We start from the raw sequence: 22,591 nt of genomic DNA, 5'->3' as shown, positions 1-22,591 counted from the left end.
GCCCGGGCACCGCGTCACGCGTGTCAGCCTGCGGCGACCGTCTTGTCGAACTCGGCCTGCACCTTGGCGATCGTGTCGTCGATCGACGACTGACCGTCCTGCATCTCGATGCGCGCCTGGCGGAAGAAGGTGTTGAACGCACTGAACGTCGACAGATCCGACACGTTCTCGTACCACCGCAGGTTCGGGTTCTCAAGCAGCGCGAAGTAGTCCTTCGAGCCCGGGATCGACGTGTTGCGCTCGATCTCGTCCGACGCCACGATGTTGGGCGCGAGCCAGCCCTGCGACTCCATCAGGTTCGCCGTGTCGACCTGGTAGAAGTACTCCAGGAACTCCGTGGCCGACGCGTACTCGTCGTCGTCTTCGGCGGCCTGCGCCGAGATCGCGAGGCCGCCGGCCGTATCGCCGTTGACCGCGTTCTTCAGCACGTTGATGGTGCCGTCCTCGGCGGGGATGATGAACAGGCCCGCGTTGAAGTCCGGGTCGACCTTGTGGATGTCGTTGAGCCGCCCGATGCCGGCCGACGACGTCGCCATGACCGCCATGTCGTTCACGAGGAGCGTCGTGGTCTGGGCGTCGGCGGTGGACTGCCACCCCTCGAGCACGTAGTCGTTCGTGATGTCGAGCAGCTCCTGCAGGGGCTCGCGCAGGTCTTCGATCGTGGCCTCGCCGTTCTGTGCGGCGGTCCAGAATCCGCCCTCGTCGCCGTACTCCGCGAAGTAGGGCGCCGCCAGCGGCTTCCACAGCTGGTCGCTCGGCCACACCTCGGCGGCGGCGGTCGCCAGCGGCGCGTCGCCGTTCGCCTTGATGTCGGCGAGCAGGTCGAGGAAGTCGTCGTACGTCTCGGGCACCTCGAGGTCGTTCTCTTCGAAGTAGTCCTTGTTGTAGACGATGTTGAGGCCGACCTCGCCGTTGAGCGCGCTGTACGGGACGGTGTAGACGTTGCCGTCCTCGGCCGTGCCGAACGCCTCGGGCTGGATGAGCTCGGTCACCGACTCGGGGATCGGGGCCAGCTTGCCGGCGTTGACGTACGTGAGGGTGTCGCGCATGTCGACGACGGCCGGCCAGTTGCCGGTGGCGTCCATCGTCTTGAGCGCTGTGGCGTAGTCGCTGCCCGCGGGAAGCGGGTCGAGCTGCACGGTCGTCGTGTCGCTCTGCTCGTTGAACGCCTTGACGACGGCGTCGACGACCGAGTTCCAGGTCTCGTCGCCGGTCGCGTAGAGGAAGCGGATCGTCGTCTTCTCCTGGGCGGCGGAGTCGCCGTCGGAGCCCGAGCCGCTGCCGCTGCAGCCCGTCAGTGCCAGTGCCAGTGCCGCGACAGCGATCCCCGCTGCCCCGGCGATCCAGGGTGAGCGGCGGCCCAGCCGGGCGCGCACTCCTGCCCGCGTCGTTGCGTCGTGCATGTGATCTCCCTTGATTCGTGCCGGAACGTTTCCGTCTCCGAGAGGTTACCTCAAAGTGGACAACGTTTGCCACTTCTTTTCGTGAAGCGCTTTCCGCCCTGTGCGCACAAGGGCAGAGCAGGACGGATGCCGCCGCCTGCGCCCTTCCCGTCAGCGCGGTTCGAGCGCCAGGCCGTGCAGGATCGGGGTCGCCGTGAGCGCCACCGCGGCCTCGGGATCGGCGTCGTCGTCGAGCACCAGCTCGAGCGCCGCCCCACCGAACCGCTCCAGCGGCACTTCGACGGTGCTGAAGCCCGGTAGCACGTCGCCCAGCATCGGGACGTGGTCGAAGCCGGTCACCTCGATGTCGTCCGGCGTCGAGACACCAAGCTCCCGCAGCCGCGCGATGACGCCCACCGCCATGGCGTCGCTCATCGCGGCGATCACGTCGAACTCCCCCAGCCGGTCCTGCAGCAGGTCAGCCGCACGGTAGCCGCCGTCACGCGAGAACTCGGTGTGCACGACGTCCCGGTCGTCGACGGTGATCCCGCGGTCCTGCAGGCCCTCGATGAATCCGCCGACGCGCTCGAGCGCCGTCACCTCGATCGCGGGACCCGAGACGATCGCGAAGCGCCGGTTTCCGGCATCCGCGAGCCCCTCCGCCAGCAGCCGGGCAGCGTGGCGGTTGTCGACCGTCACGGTGGGGAACCCCAGGTCGTTGTCGCCGATGACGACGATGCGGGCACCGTGGTCGTTGAGGACGCGCAGCTGCTCGCGCACCGCGGCCTCGCGTGCGACGTCCGTCGTGCGCGAGGTGGCCATGACGACGGCGAGATGACGTTCCCCGCGCAGCTGGATGAGCAGCTCGATCTCGCGGGCCGAGTCGTCGCGCGTCGTGCGCACCGCGACCGACACCCCGCGCTCCTCGGCCGCGTGCATGACGCCCGAGATCATCGTCGCCGAGCCGAAGTCGTCGATGTCGCCGACGATGAAGGCGACGGTGTTGGCGCGGCCTCCCTTGATGGTCTGCGCGGCAGGGCTCACCGAGTAGCCGAGCGTGCGTGCGGCCTCCTCGACCCGGCTGCGCAGCTCGGGCGAGCCGCTCTGCTTGCCGCGCACGCCACCGTTGAGCGCGCGCGATGCCGCCGGCACCGAGACGCCGGCGAGGCGGGCCACGTCCGCGAGAGTGGCAGGCTTGGCGCTCTTCGACATTCGTCTCCCCGGGGCGTGCGCGTGCTGATAACGCTATCCAGTATCCCGGATGCCGGCGGCCGGGCTGTGCCGCCGCTGCGAAGGCACCTACTCGTCTTGAGCGTGGGCCGGGTCCCCGTCAACCGCGCTACGGGTCGACGGGCTCGGTGAACATCGTGTACACGCCGTAGACAGCGAGCGCGGCCACGTGCCATTCCTCGGCATCATCCCGACCGATCGCCACGGACAGTGGCGTGTCCATCTGCGTCGGGTCGATGCGGCGGTGGTCGGACATGCCGTCGATCGTCGCCATGACTGCGACGGCGAGGTTGCGTGCGTCCAGTCCCGGCCGCATCCGCAGCCCGAGCGCGTCGTTGAGTGCGCGGTACGCTGCGGCCATCCGCTCGAGGTACCGGCTTTCGATCTCGACGAGCAGCGCACGGACCTCTTCGCCGCCCGGCACGCTGTCTCCGCTCATGAGCGCAGCCGACATCGTCCGGTACGCCCGGTATGCCAGAGATCTCTCGACCGCGACGATGTTGTGCGTCACCGCAAGCCGCACCGCCTGCCGCAGCACGGCGTCTCGGTCTCGGCCGCCGCCGGCCGTTTCGTCACCCTGCGCGATGGCGGCCTGGAGCACCTGCAGCGTCTCGCCGTCGAACCCGGCGTCGAAGCCCGGATCCGCCTCGAAAAGCGCTCGGACGACATCCGAGACGAACGCCACGCGGTCCGGCCAGATGCGGAACACCGTCGAGCGGGGAACGCCCGCGACCCGGATGAGGTCTTCCATCCCGAGGTTGGCGTAGTCCAGCAGCAGCCCCTCGGCCTGCACGCGCTCGACAGCGGCTGCGAGCATCCTCGTGCGGGTCTCGCCTGCCGGGCGCCGGGATCTCGGGCTGGAAGCAGGCATGCATCGATTATCGCCCGGGAGCTGCGACGACCGCGGGACGTGGCCCGCACCCGGCGGGGAGCCGCGGTGCCGGGTCCCCAGAACCCGGCACCGACCTGACCCTCACGGCATGGGGCCGCGGAGATCGCGCGCGAATCCCCAACTTTCGCGCTCTGCCACCTTAGAGACTGGGAGTCTCATGTCTCAAATCGGCCGCAGAAGGGCATCGGCCCCGTTCAGCATCGGTCCGTTGACGCAGCTCGGGGAACTCTTCGGAGTGCTCGTCGCGGTGCGACGCGGTCACCGCACGACGGCGGTCACCGTCGCGAGGCGCGCCAGCACCTCCTGGCTGATCGACCCGAGCAGGAATCGCGCGAGGGCGCCGCGGCCGTGCGAGCCGACGACGGCCATCCGCGCGTCGGCGGCGAGCTCGTTCAGGACCTGCGACGGATAGCCCCGCTCCACACGCGGCACGATCTGCAGATCGGGGTACTGCGAGCGCAGGCCCGCGAGCGAGATCGCGAGGGACTCCTCGGTCAGCTTCGCGAGGTTCTCGAGATACTCGACCGGGTACACGCCCATGTTGCGGGGCACCTCCAGCGGCGTCCACACCGACACGGCGACGAGCGGCTCGCGCAGCCGATCCGCTTCCGCGGCCGCGAACGCCACGGCCTTCTCGCCGACGGCCGATCCGTCGACGCCCACCACGACGCCGGATCGCCCTTCGATGTCGAAGTCCGGCACGACGACCACGGGGCAGTGCGCGCCGGCCGCGATCCGCAGCCCGTGTGCTCCGCGCGCGGCCTTCGAGCCGGGGCCGCGGTAGTCGCTGCCGATGACGAGCAGCGCCGCGTCCTTCGACGCGTCGAGAAGCTGCGACACCGGGTTGCCGCGCTCGACCCGCGTGCGCACTTCGGGTCCGCCTGCGGCGATGCGGGATGCCTCGGCCTCCGCCCGCGCCTGCGCCTCGGCCAGCGCGGCCTCGACGATCGAGCCCTCGCCCACCGCGCCCGTGGCTCCGCCCACCACCGCGAGCAGCTCGAGGGGCTGACGCCGCTCCACCGCCCGCTGCGCGGCCCAGTCCACCGCGCGGCGCGAGGCCGCAGCATCCGTGACTCCGACGACGATCGCTCCACTCACGATGACTCCTCTCGGTCGCCTTCAGGCTAGCCCGACCGACCCGCCGCGCGCAGGGGCCTGGGCCGTGATTAATGCCTTCCGATCAGGCCAGGAACGGCGAAAGGATGTGTCTCCGCTTCTCGGCGGGAACACATCCTTTCGCGATGCTCGTGAGGGCTACAGCGCGAGCCGCTCCTGCACGACGGCGGCGAGGGTCTCGGCGTGATGCCGGGCCTCGTCCTCCGAGGCCGCCTCGACCATCACGCGCACGAGCTGCTCGGTGCCGGACGGGCGCAGCAGCACACGGCCCGAGACCCCGAGCGCCGCGGTGGCGCGGGCGACGGCATCCTGAACCACCTCGTCGGTGGCGGCGAGCGTGCGGTCCACGCCCTTCACGTTGACGAGCACCTGCGGGTACACCGTCATGATCGATGCGAGCTCGGCGAGCGTCTTGCCCGTGCGCGCCATCTCGGCCACGAGGTGCAGGCCCGTGAGCAGGCCGTCGCCGGTCGTGGCGAAGTCGCTCATGATGACATGGCCGGACTGCTCGCCGCCGAGCGAGAAGCCGCCCTCGTTCATGCGCTCGAGCACGTACCGGTCGCCGACGGCGGTCGTCTCGACGTGGATGCCGTGCTCGGCCATCGCGCGGTGCAGGCCCAGGTTGCTCATCACGGTGGCGACGAGCGTGTCGTCCTTCAGGCGTCCGCGCGACTTCATCGACACGGCGAGGATCGCCATGATCTGGTCGCCGTCGACGACGTTGCCGTCGGCGTCGATCGCGAGGCAGCGGTCGGCGTCACCGTCGTGCGCGATGCCGACGTCGGCTCCGGCATCCACCACCGCCTTCGCGAGCACCTCCAGGTGCGTCGAGCCCACGCCGTCGTTGATGTTGAGCCCGTCGGGGTCGGCGCCGATGACGGTGACGCGGGCGCCGGCGTCGCGGAACGTCTCGGGAGAGACTCCGGATGCCGCACCGTGCGCGCAGTCGAGGACCACGTGCAGCCCATCCAGTCGGTGGGGCAGCGAGCCGAGCAGGTGCACGACGTAGCGGTCCTCGGCGTCGGCGAAGCGACGGATGCGGCCGACCGCGGCTCCCGTCGGCAGCAGCTTCTCGCCGGCCATGGCCGACTCGATGCGCTCCTCGACGACGTCGGGCAGCTTCACTCCGCCGCGGGCGAAGATCTTGATGCCGTTGTCGGGCGCCGGGTTGTGCGACGCCGACACCATGACGCCGAAGTCGGCGTCGATGTCGGCGATGAGGAACGCCGCAGCGGGGGTCGGCAGCACGCCGGCGTCGAAGACGTCGACGCCCGAGGACGCGAGGCCCGCCTCGACCGCAGCGGACAGGAACTCGCCCGACACGCGCGGATCGCGCGCGACCACGGCGGTGAGACGCTTGCCGGCAGCGCGACGCGCCTCGGCGGAACGGCCCTGGCCCAGGACGACGGCGGTCGCCTGGGCCAGGGACAGTGCGAGATCGGCGGTGAGGGGGCCGTTGGCCAGCCCCCTCACGCCATCCGTGCCAAAGATCGGCATGCGGAGATGAAGCCGATCAGCGCTTCGAGTACTGCGGAGCCTTGCGGGCCTTCTTGAGACCGGCCTTCTTGCGCTCGATGACGCGGGCGTCGCGCGAGAGGAAGCCGGCCTTCTTGAGGGTCGGGCGGTTGTTCTCGGCGTCGATCTCGTTCAGCGCACGGGCGATGCCGAGGCGCAGCGCGCCGGCCTGACCCGAGGGGCCACCGCCCGAGATGCGCACGATCACGTCGTACGCGCCGTTGAGGTTGAGCACCGTGAACGGGTCGGTGATGAGCTGCTGGTGCAGCTTGTTCGGGAAGTAGTCCTCGAACGCACGGCCGTTGACGGTGATGGTGCCCGAGCCGGGGATGACGCGCACGCGGGCGATGGCCTGCTTGCGGCGACCGACTGCGGCGCCCGAGACCGAGAGCACGGGGCGCTCGGCGGCGACGACGGTCTCGTCGACCTGGGACTCGGTGGAGTAGCTGGTGGGGGTTTCTTCGATGTTCGCCATCAGTGTGTCCTGTTCTGTGCGGCGCTTACTGGGCGACCTGGTCGAAAACGTACGCGGTGGGCTTCTGCGCGGCGTGCGGGTGCTCAGCACCGCGGTACACCTTCAGCTTCGACAGCTGAGCGGCACCGAGCGAGTTCTTCGGGAGCATGCCGCGGACGGCCTTCTCGACGGCGCGCACGGGGTTCTTCTCGAGGAGCTCCGAGTAGGTGACAGCCTTGAGGCCGCCCGGGTAGCCCGAGTGGCGGTAGGCCTTCTTCTGCTCGAGCTTCTGGCCGGTGAGGGCAACCTTGTCGGCGTTGATGATGATGACGAAGTCGCCCTGGTCCATGTGGGGGGCGAACGTCGGCTTGTGCTTGCCCCGCAGGAGTGCGGCGGCGTGCGAGGCGAGACGGCCGAGGACGACGTCAGTCGCGTCGATGACCAGCCACTCGCGCTGGGCTTCGCCAGCCTTGGGGGTGTAAGTGCGCGTCACAGTAGTGCTGCTTTCTTGATTCGAACGGAGAGGTTCGTGAATCCCACTCCGGGGTGGTTCCCCGGCCGATGGCCGGTCGAACACGCCAGTGGAGGGCTCACGTTCGCGGTGCCGGGTCAGCAGAGCCGAACACCAAACGTCAATACTACGTCAGAAGGATGCCGCATCCAAAACGGCACCGTTACATCAGGCGGCGTCACCAGATCAGCAGCACCACGCCGATCGCGTTGAAGACGATGTGGAAGAGGAGCGACGACAGAAGCCGTCGAGTGACGACGAAGACGATGCCGCAACCCACTCCGACGAACAGCGGCGCGAGCAGTTGACCCCAGGTGACCACACCGCCCGCGAGGAAGACGTGCATCACGACGAACGCGCACGTCGAGAGGGCGACAGAGACGATGCCGGCGACGGCTCGACCGAGCGTCCTGCAGAGGTCGAGCAGGGCAGCAACGGCGAGACCCCGGAAGAAGAACTCCTCCACAACAGGGCTCACGAAGGCGGCTCCGACAGCCGTGACGACGATCGCTGTATAAGAGATGAATCCGAAGCCGGCGAGGAGCGAGCCGGTGGTCGGAGCTACGACCTCGACGAGTGCCCGCGCCACCAGCCCGAGGCTGAGCCCCAGGACGACGTCCATCCAGGTGCCGGAGAAGACCACGCGGCGCATGAACCCGGGTTTGGCGCAGACGGCGATGGCGATCGCGGCCGCCACGATCATCGGCGCCGACAAGAGTACGAGGTACGCGAGCTGAGCTGTGCCCGGTCCGAGCACCGCCGATGCTCCGCGCCAGAGCGCCGCAGCAGCACCGGTGCCGACCAATCCTGCGAGGACCCAGAGCAGTGCCGCCCAGGGGCGCCGATAGAACGACGATGACCCCGGGTTCTCACCCGGAGTCATCATCAGAGGATTGGTCAGTGCTTCGCGGCGGCCCGGCGGCGAGCCGCGGCTGCAGCCACAGCGATGCCACCGAGGCCGAGAGCGCCGATACCGACCCAGATTGCGGCGGCGGGGACTGTGCCACCCGTTGCGGGCAGCTCGGAGCTGCTGCCACCGGCACCGCCAGCGCCCGAACCGGCGGCGGTGACTGTCACGGTGGTCGATCCGAGAACCTCGCCGTCGGCAAGCACCGAGATCGTGTAGTTACCGGGTGCCGTCGCGGTGAAGGTCGCGCTGGCGCTTCCTTCCACCACGGCCTTGTCGACGGAAGCTCCGCCGCTCGAGGCGAGCACGATCGATGCCAGCGTGCCACCCGTGCTGCTGAAGGTCACCGTCTCGTAGGCCTCGAGCCCATTCGCGGTGATGACGACCGGTTCGCCCGGGGCGACGGTGGAGTCCTCGGCCACAACCTCGACTTGAGGCGTGTACGAGGCGATTGCTGCGGCAGATGTGCCGAGCGTGATGGCCGCGGCAATGCCGACGACACTCAGAATCTTCTTGAACATGTGATGACTCCCGACAGTCATGTAATTGATTGCGGCGCGGAGTATTTCTGTCCGATGTGGGGGCTGGAAAAGTCTGGCCGACCTGGGCAACTCTAGCCAGGCTCACAGCGCATATCCACTTCCCCGGGTTACGACCGAGTAAAACATTCCTCGCCGCTCATGTCCCCTTTTTGGGGGACAAATTGTGCAGAACGCTCAACTCGATTGCCCATTGTCGCCCCTGAGTGGCCACTCGACGGAGCGGTGCCAGTCAGAATGCCGCACCGTTCGCATCACAATTTGTTACGCGGAAACTCCGAGAACGCTGCCCGCGAGCGCGAGCACGACGAAGGTCGCGTTGTACGTCGCGTGGACGAGGATTGCGCCCCAGATCCGTCCGCTGAGCATCACGAGCAGCCCGCAGACGAGCCCAAGCAGGCAAACCGATATCGCGTCCGGGACACCGACGCCGACGCCGACGCCGTGCACCATCACGAAGAGGGCACACGAGACGAGTACGGCTACGGTTCCCGCCGCCGCCTTTCCGACCGGTCGCCGCAGGACGGTGTAGAGCGAGATCAGCACGACGCCGCGGAAGAAGAACTCCTCGATGGTGGGCGCTACGAACATCGGGGCGATGACGTCGAAGACCAGCGTCGTCGGCGCGATGGCTCCGTCGATCGACGTGAGCGTCGGGAAGAGAGGGGGCGACCCAGCGAATCCCTCGAAGACACCCTGCGTCGTTCGCAGCGCTCCTCCGAGCGCCAGCCCGTAGAGCACGTCGATCGCTCGAAACCGCAGCAGCCCTACGGGGCGTGAGCGACCGAATGCCCAAACGATCGGCACAAGCATCCCGACCCAGAGAAGCAGAGTCGCCCAGGCCGCTGCCCAAGGAGAATCCCAGCGCCCGTCGAGCAAGGCGCCGCCGAGTACGGCCGCCCCCAGGGAGAGCAGCGCGACGGCGAGCGTGGTCTCCCGCCAACGAAGGACCGTGCGCCCGCCGAGGCGCCAGTCGGTGCGCGCAGTGCGATGCCGGCGCGGAGGCGGCGCGCCGTCGGTGGGGACGGAGTCGGGCTCGGGCGGCTGGATCGCCCAGACATCCACACCCGGTGTGAGGTCGTTAGGCTGATCAGGCACGCGCCCACGTTACTCTGCCCGCCGGAGCCAGCCTTGTTCGAGATCCTGACGGTCTGCACAGGCAACATCTGCCGGTCGCCGCTTGCCGAAATCCTGCTCCGCGCCCGGCTCGCCGATCTCGCACCGCGCGTGGCGAGCGCCGGGACCCGCGGCTTGGCGTCCGCGCCGATGACTCCGGAGGCCGCGCACCTCGCGCTCGCCCTCGGCGCCCCAGAGGCTGAGACCCTTGCGCACCGCTCGCGATTCCTCACCGAGCAGCACCTGGAATCGCCGGATCTGATCCTTGCCATGACGCGCGATCACCGCCGGGCGATCGTCGGACTCGCCCCGTCCCGCTTGCGCTCGACATTCACGGTACGCGAGTTCGCTCGGCTCGCGAGCGCGGTGTCGGCCGACGAGCTGCGCCGCGCAGCTGATGCCGCCGGCCCCGAGCCCGCTGCTCGCATCCGCGCCGCATCTCAATTCCTCGCCGCCTCTCGCGGCCTGGTACCCACCCCGCAGGATCCTGCCGACGACGACGTCGTCGACCCGTACGGTCAGCCGTGGGAGACCTACCTCGTCTCGACCTCCCAGCTGGAACCGGCCGTCTCGACCACCGCGAGCACCTTGCGGCTCGTGCTTTCGTGAACGTCGCGACACTGCTTCCGGACGCGCTCAATCCGTGTGGAACAATGTCCCCAGGCATACCCGGCACCTGACTGAGGCGACCGAGAGGCGACATGGAGCTCACCGACTACATACGGATCCTGCGCAAGAACTGGGTGATCATCCTCGTCGCGACCCTCGTTGGACTCGGCATCGCGGGCGCCTGGTCCGCGACACGAACTCCGGAATACGAAGCGCAGAGCACGGTGTTCGTCTCGACGCAAGCCGGCTCGACGATCGGCGAGCTTCAGCAGGGTTCGAACTTCACTCAGTCGCGTGTGCAGACCTACACGAACCTTGTGTCGACGCCCATCGTGATGAACCCGGTCATCGCCGAGCTGGGCTTGGGCACCACGGCGGGTGAGCTCGCGGGTCGCGTCGAAACGTCGGCCGCGCTCAACACCACCCTGATCACGATCACTGTGACCGATACTGACCCGGTACGTGCGGCGGATCTTGCGAACGCTCTTGGCGCCTCTCTCACCTCAGTAGTAGAGCGGCTGGAAACCCCGAACGGCACTGACACCAGCCCGGTGCGACTCGAACGCGTCAAAGACGCCCTGCCGCCGCTGCGTCCGTCGAGTCCGAATGTGCCTCTGAACCTCGCGCTCGGCGCTCTCATCGGCCTCGCCCTCGGTATCGGCATCGCCGTGCTGCGCACCGTCCTCGACACGCGCATACGCACGCCGCGGGATGTGGAGCTGGTGACCGACCGGCCGATCATCGGCGCCATCGCGTTCGATCCGAAGGCGAAGGAACGGCCGCTGATCGTCCATGCCGATCCGCTCAGCGCACGCGCGGAGTCGTTTCGAGCCCTCCGCACCAACCTGCAGTTCATCGATCCGGATGGGCGCGCGTCGTACGTCATCACCTCCAGCGTTCCCAGCGAGGGCAAGTCGACCACAACCATCAATCTGGCCATCGCGCTGGCCGATGCGGGCAAGCGCGTCGCGCTCCTCGACACCGACCTGCGTAAGCCGAAGGTCGCCGAGTACCTCGGCATCGAGGGCGGCGCCGGCCTCACGGACGTGCTGATCGGACGCGCGCGCCTGAGCGACGTGATGCTGCCGTGGGGCAACCGCAGCCTGTACGTGCTGCCGGCCGGAAAGATCCCGCCGAACCCCAGCGAACTGCTCGGTTCCCACAGCATGCAGCAGCTTCTCGAGATCCTCGAGCGGGACGTCGACGTTGTGCTGTGCGACGCTCCCCCGCTCCTTCCGGTCACGGATGCCGCGATCCTGGCGAAGGCGACCAGTGGGGCGATCCTGGTGGTGTCGGCTGGCCGCACCAACCGGCATCAACTGTCCGGCGCGATCGATGCGCTCCAGACCGTCGGCGCGCACATCGCAGGCCTGGCCCTCACCATGGTGCCGACACGAGGGCCCGACTCGTACGCCTACGGCTATGGCTACGGGTCGTACGGGTACGGCTACCGCCAGCAAGCACCGACGAAGCGGTGGCGCGGCAAGGCGTCCAACAACGCTGCGCCGCCGGCGCCACAGGAGTCGACACCGCCCCAGCAGCCCGCGTCGTCTGCGCCGTCGCAGACATCGGCGGCATCGGGAAGCACCACCGCCTCGCCGGTGACGCTGGACGACATCGTTCGCCAAGCGTCCGACCGTGCGACGGCGCCGGATCGCGGCGACTCTCTTCCCTGACGAGGTGCGATTGCCCGCCCGGCGCGGGGCGCATTTGCGCGCGCCGGCGCTGGCCGGGCTTCCCGCGCCATCAATTGCCGTTGATAGGTAACCTCCGTGACACGGGGGTCTCTGATAATGAATTGTGGCGGCCGCATCCGGCGTCATCGAAGAACGTAATTGCAACGGCGAACTGCTACTCTGCCGAATTGGGTGGAGGACCCTAACCAAGCGAGAAGACCGTGACGTCGAATTCTGAAATCGACGCGCCGACGATGACGCCCCTCTCAGCTGCAGCTGAGGAGACCGCCGATTTTTCGCGCCCTCAACACGAACAAGACAACTCGATAATCGCCCCGGCCCGCCTGGTACCCGTCGCCTCCCCGGACGATGATCGCGCCCCTCACCGGCACGGGCCAGGGCAGTCGTGGCGGCGGGCTTACGCGGCACGTTTGTGGGGCAGCGACCTGTTCGTCCTCGCATGGGTCGCATTCGGAACCCAGCTGCTGTGGTTCGGTTTCGGAAATGCTCAGGTAGCGATCCGCGAAGACGCCCGTCTGAGCGAGTTCTCGTACTGGGCGTTCTCGGCAGGGCTGATCGTGGCCTGGATGTGGGCGCTCAGCCTCATCGACTCGCGTGACTACCGAGTCATCGGAACGGGGACGACGGAGTACATCCGTGTCGTCCGCGCCAGCTTCAGCCTCTTCGGCGCGATCGCCATCCTCGCCTTCCTTCTTCGCGTGGATGTGGCGCGTGGCTACCTTCTCATCGCATTGCCACTCGGCGTGGTGGTCCTGGTGATCGAGCGATGGCTGTGGCGACAGTGGCTGATCGCGCATCGCTGGCTCGGCGAGTACTCGGCACGGGTGCTTCTGGTGGGTTCGGAGGAGTCCGTCGCGTCCATCGCCCGGGATCTGCATAGGCTTCCGAGCGCCGGCTACCGGGTGGTCGGAGCGTGCGTCCCGTCCGGCAGGATCGCCGCGACCATCCCGGGCACGGATGTGCCCGTCATGGGCAGCATCGACAATGTCGAGCGCGCGATGGCAGCTACCCACGCCGACACCGTCGCGGTCACCAGCACCGACGACCTGCCGCCGTCCAAGGTGAAGCAGATCTCGTGGTCGCTCGAGACCGGCCACCAGCATCTCGTTCTCGCGCCCAGCATCATCGACATTGCAGGGCCGCGGATCCAGACCCGGCCGGTCGCCGGCCTTCCCTTGATTCACGTCGAGACTCCGAAGTTCAGCCGTGGTCAGCGTTTTCTGAAGCGAACACTCGACCTCGCGGCCAGCCTCGCCGGCGTCGTGATCCTCAGTCCTGTGCTGATCTTCCTGGCGATGACCGTGCGACTTACGAGCCAGGGGCCCGTGCTCTTCCGGCAGACGCGAATCGGACTCCGCGGTGAGGAGTTCACGATGCTCAAGTTCCGCTCGATGGTGGAGAACGCCGAGGACCTGCTCGAGCAGTTGGCCAGGCAGGAGCGCGACTCTGGCAACGAGGTGATGTTCAAGATGAAGAACGACCCGCGGGTCACACCCGTCGGTCGAGTCATGAGGAAGTTCAGCCTCGACGAACTGCCCCAGCTCTTCAACGTGATCGGAGGCTCGATGTCGCTGGTGGGGCCGCGTCCCCCGCTTCCTTCCGAGGTGGCTCAGTATGCGGATCACGTCCACCGGCGCTTTCTCGCCAAGCCCGGGATCACAGGTCTGTGGCAGGTGAGCGGTCGTTCCTCCCTGTCCTGGGAGGACACCGTCCGCCTCGACCTCTCTTATGTGGAGAATTGGTCCCTCGTGAGCGACTTCGTGATTCTCGCGAAGACCGCCCGCGCCGCCTTGAGCCCGGGCGACTCCGCCCACTGACCACCTGACGAACCAAGGAGAAAGCTGCACTTGCCCTCAATCGCGATCATCGGCACACGCGGATACCCCAGCTACTACGGCGGATTCGAAACGGCGGTGCGCAAACTCGCCCCCTATCTGGTCGGCCAAGGATGGGACGTGACTGTATACAGTCGTCCGGGAGCGACCCGACCAGACGATCCTCACCGAGATCATCGCGTGCACGTGATCGAGACCCGAGGATTCGAGAAGAAGTCGCTCAGCACCTTGACCTATGGTTACTCCGCCGCGAAGCACTGCATCAAGCAACGCCCAGACGTCGCGCTAGTGATGAACGTGGCCAACGGCTACTGGCTGCCGCTTCTCAAGCGAGCGGGCATACCCACGCTCGTCAACGTCGACGGCATTGAGTGGGACCGCGCGAAGTGGGGGCGGGTTGCGAAGTGGGTGTTCCACACCGGCGCCAGGTGGACTGCGCGACACGGAACCCGAATGGTGTACGACTCACGGGAGATCGCACGGAGATGGAAGGATGAGTTCGGTCTGGAGGGAGACTTCATCCCCTACGGCGGCGATCCGGTCGACGGCGATCTCCCCGTTGAACCCGGCCTCGAGCGCCGCCGGTACGCGCTGGTCGTGGCTCGCTTTGTTCCCGAGAACTCCATCCCGGAGTTCTTCGATGCGGCCCCGGAGATCGCGAAGGAGAGCGACGTCGTCGTCGTCGGTTCCGGAGGCTACGGCGGAGAGCTCGACCGGCGCGCGCAAGAACTCACGCAGTTTTCACCGCGCATCCGATGGCTCGGACACGTCAGCGACGATCAGCGTCTGTTAAGCCTCTGGAAGCACGCGGGCGCATACTTCCACGGACACAGCGTCGGTGGAACCAACCCTGCACTGGTCCAGGCTATGGCTGCGGGGGCTCCGATCGTGGCACGAGACACTGTGTACAACCGAGAGGTCCTGGGTCCCACCGGGAGGTTCACCAGCCCTCAGCCCGTCGAGATCGCGCGGAGCGTACGAGAGCTTCTCAGGAGCACGGAGGCTCAGGAGGCGGCGGCGCGTGACAACGCCGCCCGCGCGTTGAACGATTACTCCTGGGCAGCAGTGTGCGGCCGTTATGAGTCGTCGCTACGTGCACGGATCGGCGCCCTCGCATGACCTCCGGCCTGCGAATTCTCTTCGACGGGTACTGGCTGAGCGACGGTCCCCCGTCCGGGCGAAACGTAACCTCGGGACTCATTGTGGCCTGGGCACGAGTCTTTCCTGACGACGAGATCACGGTGCGTTCGACGACCGCGTTGAACGCAGCGGAGCTTCCTCCAACGATCCGACGCGAAGTACGGGGGACGAGGGTCGGCGTGCACGGTCTGTGGGCGATGACCAGCTTGACGCAGAGATCTGATCAGTTCGATGCAGTCGTCTCGCAGAACTTCGTCCCGCTGGGGCGGCGGAAATTCACGGCAGTCACCTTCTTCCACGACGCTCTCTATCTCGATCACCCAACCTGGTTCACCCTTCCTGAGCGGATCTATCTCGGTGTTGCGGGGCGCACTCTGCCGCTCGCTGATGTCGTACTGACTTCCTCGCGCGCGGAAGGCGCGCGGATCGAGCGGCTCATGCCTCGGCTTCGCAACAAAGTCCGCCCCATCGGCCTTGGCGTTCCCAATGGTCTGGCGGACGCCGACCCTCGACGCCCCAGTCGTCTGGACGACGCTCCGTACATTCTTGCGGTCGGGCGGTTGAACGTCCGAAAGAACTTGCAGCGGCTGATCGATGCCTTCGCGTCATCGACGGCGTTGACGGGATACCGTCTTCTCATCGTCGGTGCCGCCGACGGCCGTTCCGGAGCGACCGAAGCTTCGCACGACCGCGTTACCTTCCTCGGATCGGTGGATGACGACGAACTCGCGTACCTGTATCAGCACTGCTCGTTGTTCGTCTTCCCCTCCCTCGATGAAGGATTCGGGCTCCCGCTCATCGAAGCCGAACATTTCGGGGCACTCGCGGTGGCGAGCCGTATCCCCCCATTTCTCGAGATCGGGACCGCACGACGGTATTTCGACCCGGAGGATCCCGCGGCCATTGCTGAGGCGATGGAGGAAGCCCTGGCCTCAGGGTCGATCGAACGGACCGCACATGCTGACCCGGACACACGCTGGGACGATGCGGTCCGAGCGATCCGAAGCGAGATAGTCGACCATGTCGGGCCCACGCGGGAGCGCTCTAGGCTGCGTCGATTGTTGGACAAGCGATATGCAACGGCACGGGGTTTGGATTCCGGGTTCGATCGGGATGTTCCACTGACGACGATCCTTGGCTTCGTCTCAGAGAAGGCGGCCAACCGCGCCGTCGCCGTTCTGCGGCGATTCCCACGGGCTTTCATTGCCCCCTCGGCTCGGGTACGCGGGCGGTCGCATTTGAAGATCGGGGCCGCGGCATCAATCGCTCGTGATGTCCTGATAGATGCGCGTGGGCGGGACGGGATTGTGCTCGGGGACGGCGTGACCATCGACGAGAGGGCGACGCTGAGAGCTTCCGGGGTCTTGCGCAATCTGGGCGAGGGCATCGTCATCGGGCACCGTACAGCCATCGGTCTCGGCAACTTCATCCATGGCGGCGGCGGAGTGAGCATCGGGAGCGACTGTCTGCTCGGCCCCTACGTCTCTGTTTTCTCGGAGAATCACATCGCAGACGACCCCGCACGACCGATACGCGACCAGGGCGAGCGGCGCCGGCCGGTCATCATCGGCGATGATGTGTGGATCGGGGCAGGAGCGACTGTGCTGAGTGGCGTGAGTATCGGCCGAGGGGCCATCGTCGCGGCCGGCGCGGTGGTCACATCAGACGTGGCTCCGATGACGATCGTCGGTGGTGTCCCCGCGCAGCTCATCAAGCACCGAGAGGGAACGACTCCATGACCCTGCGATCAGTGACCTTCGTGACGGGGAGTCGAGTCATCTGGGGCGCCGAGTTGAGCCTGTTGTCGCTCGCGCAGAACTTCCCCGAGCCTCCGGACCTGATCACATCCAATCCCGCCTTGGCGACTGCGTGGCTGTCATCCGTTCAACGTCCCGCCACGCTGCTCTCAGCACGTGCCGGACGCCTCACACGCAATGCTGGCTTCTTCTGGCCGATCATGAGGGCCGCCAAGACGGCCGACGTCATCGTCGTCTTCGACTTCTACCTGCTGCCGACCGTGCTGCTGCTGAAGCCGTTCCTGCGCGCCAGATCGACACGCGTCGTCGTGGACGTCCATGATGCGCAGAATCGAAACCATCGACGGCGCGTGTACTTCGAGATGATGCGAGTGTGCGACTTGGCGATCGCGGTCAGCGATTTCGTTCTCCGCCAACTGCCCCATGGCCCCGCGGCCCGCAGGCGAATCTATCGACCCGTGACGCTCGCGTCCCGCGGCGAGACCTCCCCAGCTTCGTCACGGGATGCCCCCGACGGCGCTCCTCGCGTGGGCCTCGTCGGGCAGATCTCGCCTGACAAGAACCTGGAGGCAGCCCTCCGGGCAATCGCGCAGGCGGGTGCTCCGGCTCAAGTCGTCATGAGAGGCGGGACCACGGAAGGAAACCGGGGTTACCATGCGGAGATCGTCAATCTCGCCAGAGAGCTCTTCGGCGACGACTTCTCTGACGAGGGGCGCGTGCCACAGAACGCCGCGATGAAGGGCCTCGACATTCTGGTACTCACCAACGACAACGAACCGTTCGGCCGCGTCGCAGCTGAAGCCCAGTTGGCCGGTGTCCTCGCAGTCGGGCCCGACGCAGGCGGCATCGGTGAGATCCTCACCGATGGCGAGACGGGATTCACCTACCGAGTCGACGAACGAGGCTCGCTTGCGGACGCAATTCGACGTGCGATTCGCGAGTGTTCCTCCGGAACCGGCGTCGTAGAGCGCGCCAGGCAGAATGCTCTTGATTTGTTCGATCCCGCCCGTCAATCCAGAGAGTACTTCGATGCGCTCCAGCGCGCGTGATCCGGGCGAGCCACTCACGCGGACCGCGAGATTCTGGTTCATCTGCGCGTTCGTTCTGATGATGATCCCATCGGTGCGAATCAGTGTCGGCCCGTTCACTCTCCTGCCCGAGCACCTCGCGATCCCCATCCTGCTCCTGATTTGGCTGGGGAATCGCCCTCACCCGAACGTGCGGCCGCGGGCTGCACCGTGGACTGCCGCATGGCTGGCCACCACGATCCTCTGGTGGTTGTTCACGCTCGTTGCGAGCGCGTTCGTCGCGCCCAGCGCCATGGAGAGCCTTCGGCTACTTGTCTGGATCTGCGCCAACGTGCTGGCGTGCACCATCGTGTTTGCCCTGAGATCCGTGGTCGGGGCGGTCATTCGCCCTTTGGTCGCCGCTGTCACGATCGCCATGCTGGTGTCCCTCTTCGGTTGGGTCGCAGCCCAGATCAGCGGCTCCGCCAATGACTTCGTCGAGTCTGACTACGCAACCGCACTCTTCCGGTTGGAGGGGCTGTTCGATGAACCGAATCTGTATGCGGCGTTCCTCACGCTCACCGCATGCACAATCTACGTGTGGCGTTCCGCGATATCCACCGGCCTGCTGTGGGCATTCCTTTTCGTAGGAGGCCTCTCCGTCTACCTGACCTTTACTCGAGTCGCATGGGTTCTCTGGGCGGCGGTAGCGGCCGCATTCGCCGTTCGCCGACTCCGGCGAAGCATGGGCGTACTCATCGCCATCCCACTGATGGCAGCGCTGGTTGTATTCATCTTTGGGGCAGCCCCTTCCACCCGCACCGCAGAAAGTGACCCTCTTCTCAGCGCAACGTTGGGGCGGTTGTCAGCCCTCTTCGATCTGGACCGAGGCACGGGGTTGACCAGGTCCTTGACCATCGACAGTGCTCTCCAGGACCTAACCACCCACGGGGCTTGGCTCACCGGGTTCGGTTTCAACGGCTACTCGCAGATGCACGACGCAGGAGTCACGTCGTATGCAGCGGCATATCTGCCGACCCTGTGGGTTGCCATCTTCTACGACGGCGGCATTCTGGCGGGCGTCTTCTTCATCCTCTCGGTGGCGATCTTCTGGTTCGCCACTGCGAGAGTCGGCTCATCTCTGTTCGTCATCTCGTTCGCCCTGCTGGCAGCTGCTACCAACAACATCTGGTTCGCGTTTCCGTGGGTTCTAGGGGCCATCATCGCCAGCCGAGCGTCCATATCGCAACGAACCGCGGCGCCAGTCAACACGGAGCGGCGGGGTCGAGCTCCACACTCGACTGCCCGCGCGGCAGCATCCTAGGTAGCGCGGGCGATGATCGGCTGCGTCGCGGAAGCACCACCCTGTACTCACGCAGGCGAGCCGACGGCGGCAGTTCCTACTCAGCAGTACCGCCTCGGCGGCGCATGTCCGCAAAGACACGACGGATCAACGCCCGGCTTTCCGTTCCGGCAATCAGCCACAAGACGCCCGCATAGCCGACGAGCGACAAGCCAGCGAGCGGGAGGGCGAAGGTCCAGAGCCCGTGGTCGAAGCTCGCCCATGCCGTCAGCTGCAGCAGGGCGCACACGACGATGAACGGCGACATCGCTGCGACGGCCCTCCCGATTTGCAGCAGGTACTTACCGATCGAGATTCCGGCCAGACGATGGAGAACGACGAGGCGCGCTGGCCAAGTGACGAACCGGGCAAGTCGCGAGAACGCGACGCCGAGAACGCCAAAGGGGATGAAGACGAAGACGAGCACGATGGAAACGGCGTTCTGGACGACAGCGAGTATCAGCGCTGCTCGAGTGTGTTCCGTCGCGATGAGGACGTTGCGGTCGAAATACATGACCGCGCCGAGCGCCCAGCCGGGAGCCAATACCCACAGGATCGGAACGGCCTCCTCCCACCCGGGGCCGAACACTCCATTGACAATCTGCTGCGCGAACACTGCGACCAGCCCGAAGACCGGCACGCTGACGGCTGAAGCGGCGAACGTCAGCTGACGAAAGATGCGATCGACACGCTGACGATCGTCCTGAACCCGTGAGAACGTGGTCAACGACACTCTCGACATGACAGAGGTGACGAGTTCGATGAGGATCGTCCCCACGCGCTGCGCAAGAAAGTAGTAGCCAAGCGTGGTCGGGTCGAAGAAGGCACCCACGACCAGCTTGTCAACATTTGCCTGGACGGCATCCAGCAGGTCGATGCCTAGGATGGCGCCGCCGACAGCCCACAGTCCCCTGAGCGAAGCCCACGAAAACTCGCGATGGGGACGCCATGAGGTCGATGCCCAGAGTGCAATCGCCGCGCAGAGAGCGCCGACGACCGTCTGCGCCACCAACGCCCACACGCCGAAGCCGAGGAGAGCCAGGGGAATTGCCACCAATGCCCCACCGACGGTCCCGATGAGCTGACGGATAGACAGCGGCTTGAAGTCGAGGTCGCGCTCAAGCATCGCCGCCGGCGTCTGGGAGACAGCGAGCAACGGCAGAGAGATGCTGAGCGCCTGTATCACGGGCGACAACTGCGGCTCGCCGAGCAAGGCCGCGATGAACGGCGCACACAGGGCTAGTCCACCCGCGAGAACCACCGACATGGCCATTGAGGCCCAGAAGGCGGTGGACACATCCAGACGCACCAGAGACCTGCGTTGCACCAGTGCCTTGCTGAACCCACTGTCGACAAAGACCTGGACGAGCGCGACGACAGCTGTCGCCATCGAGATGAGACCGAAATCGGTGGGACCCAGCACCCGCGACAGGATCGTGAGGACGCCCAGCGAGAGGAGCCGCGACGCCCATCGTTCGGCGACAACCCAGCTGATCGAGGCCGTCGCCCGGCGGCGGAGGCCGTCGTCATCGACGGACATGAGGTGTCTCCACGAACAAGCGGAACGCTCCGCTCATCGACTCGGCCTCGCGAACGGTTTGGACAGCCGGGCAGCCACTGACACAGCCTTGGCTCGCATCGTTTCCATGAGGGCGATCGGACCGAATGCCGACAACGCGGTCCAGACGCGCCCTCGCACGCGGGGCACGCCGAATTCCTCACGGAACCTTCTCGACGACGGGAACGCGACACCCCGCAAGGACTTGCCGGAGTGGTTCTCACCTGTATCGACGTGGTAGACCGCACCCCTGAAGGGAAGGATCTCCAGCTCGCGGCCTCGAGCACGGTGCCACTCGACCGCTCCACGGTGAGCACCCATGATGTTGGTGAGAACGTCGCCAAACGCCGCGATCAGCTCGTCCTGTGACGCATCCACCCTGATGTCAGCGCTCACCCGATACGCCTCGTATGGGACGATGAAGGATGTGCCGCACGTGCGATTGAAGTCGCTGACCGGGCGATAGACGTTACGCGCCCGCGAGTACATCCACCCCTCGCTGATCACCCATCCGGGAGACGACGCATGGGTTTTCACGTGCTCAGCGAGTCGCCTGCTTACGAAGTCGTCGGCATCGAAGATCATCACCTGATCGGGCTGAAAACGACGCGCCGCGATCAACCCTGCCGCGATCTTCGTGCCCTTATCGCGCACGAATGCATCGCGGGGTGCGTGAACCTCTCCAGACGTGATCGGTGGGGGGAATTCGACCGGAACGAAATGGACCTGGGAGGGAAGCGCGAAGCTCGGTCGCTGATTCCCGACGACTACAACGACGTAGTCCTGGTCAGTCTGCGAGCAGACGGACCGAAGCGTTTGCTCCAGCAGCAACTCCACGCGTGAATAATCCGCCGAATTAGCAGGGTGTCGCAGCGACGTGACGAACGCAAGCATCAGTCGACCAATGACGCGGCGAGGGTCCGTGCTGTATCGAGGTCAGCGGCATAGCTTGCAGTGGAGAACTGACCCGTGTACTGCTCGAAGATGCCGCTCACCTTCCCGTAGCTGTTGTCGAGTACCACGTGCGGCTTACCGAGCAGCGCCGCCAGCACATGGGCATGGAGCCGATCGGTGACAATCACGCGAGCACGGGAGTAGAGGTCGATAGCACCGGAGACATTGGCGGAATTCGTACGGGCGAGCGCCCACGTGCCGAACTTGTCCGGCACGTTCAGGGGAAGATACGGGAGTTTGCGACGCGCGCGGGCGTAGAAGCGATGCACCCTGGTCAAGCTCCGCGCGCCATGCCAGGTCAGACTTGACATGCCACGCGGTCCCCAATCCGTGACGGTCAAATGCTGACCCAGGATCCAACCTTGGTCGACTGCGTCGAGAGAGCTCGACGCTTCCCTGTCCGCGCGAGCGATCGCCAGCAACCCACGTTCATCTCGATCGGGAATTCGCGACGGCGTCCACCCGAGGGCCATGTCGTAACAGAACTCCACCGAGACGTTCGGGAGGTATTGCTCAGCCCGCTCGTGGGACTGAGACTCGCGAACCAAGACCGTAAGGTCCGGATGATTTCCGAGCACGTCATCGGCGAGCATTGCCCGCCTCGTGTCCTCGAAATGGATCGACTGCGGCAATTGCACGATCTTGTAGTCGGGGAAATCAGTAGCCACGATCTCCCTCAGGATCTGGTGTCCGATCCACAGATCACCGAAGTTGCCGCCACCGTGAAGGAGGATGACACCCTTTGGCATCGCCTTGCGCAAAGCCCTCGCGTCATATGACCACAAATCCGCGACGTATTCGATCTTCAGCCCGAGGGATCGCAGGTAGTCGAGCTCGCCGAGCCAGATCAAGGCATCCCCGACGTTACGCTGATTCGGCGCGTCCACGATCGCAACCGCGGTGGCATCGCCGATCACCCTGCGCAACACCTCGCGCGTGGCGTCCTGAATGCCACCGAGGTAGCTGCGATCAGCGTCATTCAAGGTCACTTGTTCTCCTAGCGATTCGGAGCAGTTCGCATCAGCGATCC

General features: G+C 66.2%; 20 protein-coding genes. 7 read left to right on the top strand and 13 right to left on the bottom strand.

Going from position 1 to position 22,591, the window contains the following annotated elements:
* Positions 1-23: 23 nt before the first annotated feature.
* From JNB62_RS10765 to JNB62_RS10720, 10 genes are all read right to left on the bottom strand, one after another.
* On the bottom strand, positions 24-1,403 hold the full coding sequence (locus tag JNB62_RS10765; protein ID WP_220300882.1) for an ABC transporter substrate-binding protein: 1,380 nt from the start codon (positions 1,401-1,403) through the stop codon (positions 24-26).
* A 150-nt stretch (positions 1,404-1,553) separates the two neighbouring features.
* Positions 1,554-2,558 carry a LacI family DNA-binding transcriptional regulator gene (locus JNB62_RS10760; protein ID WP_308291782.1) on the bottom strand — a complete coding sequence of 335 codons (1,005 nt, stop codon included), beginning with the start codon at positions 2,556-2,558 and terminating at the stop codon, positions 1,554-1,556.
* 163 nt (positions 2,559-2,721) lie between these two features.
* Positions 2,722-3,483: a TetR/AcrR family transcriptional regulator gene (locus JNB62_RS10755; RefSeq protein WP_223231078.1), complete on the bottom strand. Its 762-nt coding sequence runs from the start codon at positions 3,481-3,483 to the stop codon at positions 2,722-2,724.
* Positions 3,484-3,762: 279 nt separating this feature from the next.
* Complete coding sequence (locus tag JNB62_RS10750) at positions 3,763-4,602, bottom strand: universal stress protein (protein WP_220300880.1); 840 nt, start codon at positions 4,600-4,602, stop codon at positions 3,763-3,765.
* A gap of 156 nt (positions 4,603-4,758) precedes the next feature.
* Positions 4,759-6,117 carry a phosphoglucosamine mutase gene (gene glmM, locus JNB62_RS10745; protein ID WP_220300879.1) on the bottom strand — a complete coding sequence of 453 codons (1,359 nt, stop codon included), beginning with the start codon at positions 6,115-6,117 and terminating at the stop codon, positions 4,759-4,761.
* 16 nt (positions 6,118-6,133) lie between these two features.
* Positions 6,134-6,610, bottom strand: a complete 477-nt coding sequence (rpsI, locus tag JNB62_RS10740; RefSeq protein WP_220300878.1) for a 30S ribosomal protein S9 — start codon at positions 6,608-6,610, stop codon at positions 6,134-6,136.
* A gap of 25 nt (positions 6,611-6,635) precedes the next feature.
* The gene (rplM, locus tag JNB62_RS10735; RefSeq protein ID WP_220300877.1) at positions 6,636-7,082 is read right to left on the bottom strand and encodes a 50S ribosomal protein L13; all 447 of its coding nucleotides are present in this window, start codon (positions 7,080-7,082) and stop codon (positions 6,636-6,638) included.
* Between the two features lie 196 nt (positions 7,083-7,278).
* On the bottom strand, positions 7,279-7,986 hold the full coding sequence (locus JNB62_RS10730; protein ID WP_220300876.1) for a CPBP family intramembrane glutamic endopeptidase: 708 nt from the start codon (positions 7,984-7,986) through the stop codon (positions 7,279-7,281).
* Positions 7,987-7,997: 11 nt separating this feature from the next.
* Positions 7,998-8,528 carry an LPXTG cell wall anchor domain-containing protein gene (locus tag JNB62_RS10725; RefSeq protein ID WP_220300875.1) on the bottom strand — a complete coding sequence of 177 codons (531 nt, stop codon included), beginning with the start codon at positions 8,526-8,528 and terminating at the stop codon, positions 7,998-8,000.
* A gap of 282 nt (positions 8,529-8,810) precedes the next feature.
* On the bottom strand, positions 8,811-9,611 hold the full coding sequence (locus tag JNB62_RS10720; RefSeq protein WP_220300874.1) for a CPBP family glutamic-type intramembrane protease: 801 nt from the start codon (positions 9,609-9,611) through the stop codon (positions 8,811-8,813).
* A gap of 66 nt (positions 9,612-9,677) precedes the next feature.
* On the opposite strand from JNB62_RS10720, the gene JNB62_RS10715 reads away from it, so the two are divergent.
* From JNB62_RS10715 to JNB62_RS10685, 7 genes are all read left to right on the top strand, one after another.
* Positions 9,678-10,271: an arsenate reductase/protein-tyrosine-phosphatase family protein gene (locus JNB62_RS10715; protein WP_220300873.1), complete on the top strand. Its 594-nt coding sequence runs from the start codon at positions 9,678-9,680 to the stop codon at positions 10,269-10,271.
* A 92-nt stretch (positions 10,272-10,363) separates the two neighbouring features.
* The gene (locus JNB62_RS10710; RefSeq protein ID WP_220300872.1) at positions 10,364-11,947 is read left to right on the top strand and encodes a polysaccharide biosynthesis tyrosine autokinase; all 1,584 of its coding nucleotides are present in this window, start codon (positions 10,364-10,366) and stop codon (positions 11,945-11,947) included.
* 221 nt (positions 11,948-12,168) lie between these two features.
* Positions 12,169-13,785 (top strand): sugar transferase, encoded by a 1,617-nt coding sequence (locus tag JNB62_RS10705; RefSeq protein WP_308291781.1) that lies wholly within the window; start codon positions 12,169-12,171, stop codon positions 13,783-13,785.
* A gap of 30 nt (positions 13,786-13,815) precedes the next feature.
* Positions 13,816-14,922, top strand: coding sequence for a glycosyltransferase (locus JNB62_RS10700; RefSeq protein ID WP_223231077.1), 1,107 nt, complete (start codon positions 13,816-13,818; stop codon positions 14,920-14,922).
* Positions 14,919-16,682: a glycosyltransferase gene (locus tag JNB62_RS10695; protein WP_220300871.1), complete on the top strand. Its 1,764-nt coding sequence runs from the start codon at positions 14,919-14,921 to the stop codon at positions 16,680-16,682. Before JNB62_RS10700 ends, JNB62_RS10695 begins: the two co-directional genes overlap by 4 nt.
* An 11-nt stretch (positions 16,683-16,693) precedes the next feature.
* Positions 16,694-17,749 (top strand): glycosyltransferase family 4 protein, encoded by a 1,056-nt coding sequence (locus JNB62_RS19590; RefSeq protein ID WP_220300870.1) that lies wholly within the window; start codon positions 16,694-16,696, stop codon positions 17,747-17,749.
* Positions 17,730-19,031: a hypothetical protein gene (locus tag JNB62_RS10685; protein ID WP_220300869.1), complete on the top strand. Its 1,302-nt coding sequence runs from the start codon at positions 17,730-17,732 to the stop codon at positions 19,029-19,031. Before JNB62_RS19590 ends, JNB62_RS10685 begins: the two co-directional genes overlap by 20 nt.
* Positions 19,032-19,107: 76 nt before the next feature.
* Here the strand turns inward: JNB62_RS10685 and JNB62_RS10680 are convergent, their stop codons facing one another.
* From JNB62_RS10680 to JNB62_RS10670, 3 genes are read right to left on the bottom strand one after another with little or no spacing between them, the layout of a single operon-like run.
* Positions 19,108-20,589 (bottom strand): lipopolysaccharide biosynthesis protein, encoded by a 1,482-nt coding sequence (locus JNB62_RS10680; RefSeq protein WP_220300868.1) that lies wholly within the window; start codon positions 20,587-20,589, stop codon positions 19,108-19,110.
* Positions 20,590-20,622: 33 nt separating this feature from the next.
* Positions 20,623-21,444: a hypothetical protein gene (locus JNB62_RS10675; RefSeq protein WP_220300867.1), complete on the bottom strand. Its 822-nt coding sequence runs from the start codon at positions 21,442-21,444 to the stop codon at positions 20,623-20,625.
* A 56-nt stretch (positions 21,445-21,500) separates the two neighbouring features.
* On the bottom strand, positions 21,501-22,550 hold the full coding sequence (locus JNB62_RS10670) for a polysaccharide pyruvyl transferase family protein (protein ID WP_220300866.1): 1,050 nt from the start codon (positions 22,548-22,550) through the stop codon (positions 21,501-21,503).
* Between the last annotated feature and the right edge of the window lie 41 nt (positions 22,551-22,591).

Origin of the sequence: Microbacterium jejuense (assembly GCF_019511665.1) — a bacterium.
Taxonomy (GTDB): Bacteria; Actinomycetota; Actinomycetes; order Actinomycetales; family Microbacteriaceae; genus Microbacterium; species Microbacterium jejuense_A.
The sequence above is the reverse complement of the archived record's forward strand: the minus strand, read 5'-3'. Positions and strand labels throughout refer to the sequence as shown.

Bases quoted from the DNA above. Each gene is read 5' to 3' on its own strand.
- JNB62_RS10765 (WP_220300882.1), bottom strand. From the start codon at position 1,403: ATGCACGACGCAACGACGCGGGCAGGAGTGCGCGCCCGGCTGGGCCGC.
- JNB62_RS10755 (WP_223231078.1), bottom strand. From the start codon at position 3,483: ATGCCTGCTTCCAGCCCGAGATCCCGGCGCCCGGCAGGCGAGACCCGC.
- glmM (WP_220300879.1), bottom strand. From the start codon at position 6,117: ATGCCGATCTTTGGCACGGATGGCGTGAGGGGGCTGGCCAACGGCCCC.
- rpsI (WP_220300878.1), bottom strand. From the start codon at position 6,610: ATGGCGAACATCGAAGAAACCCCCACCAGCTACTCCACCGAGTCCCAG.
- JNB62_RS10730 (WP_220300876.1), bottom strand. From the start codon at position 7,986: ATGATGACTCCGGGTGAGAACCCGGGGTCATCGTCGTTCTATCGGCGC.
- JNB62_RS10725 (WP_220300875.1), bottom strand. From the start codon at position 8,528: ATGTTCAAGAAGATTCTGAGTGTCGTCGGCATTGCCGCGGCCATCACG.
- JNB62_RS10710 (WP_220300872.1), top strand. From the start codon at position 10,364: ATGGAGCTCACCGACTACATACGGATCCTGCGCAAGAACTGGGTGATC.
- JNB62_RS10695 (WP_220300871.1), top strand. From the start codon at position 14,919: ATGACCTCCGGCCTGCGAATTCTCTTCGACGGGTACTGGCTGAGCGAC.
- JNB62_RS10685 (WP_220300869.1), top strand. From the start codon at position 17,730: ATGCGCTCCAGCGCGCGTGATCCGGGCGAGCCACTCACGCGGACCGCG.
- JNB62_RS10680 (WP_220300868.1), bottom strand. From the start codon at position 20,589: ATGTCCGTCGATGACGACGGCCTCCGCCGCCGGGCGACGGCCTCGATC.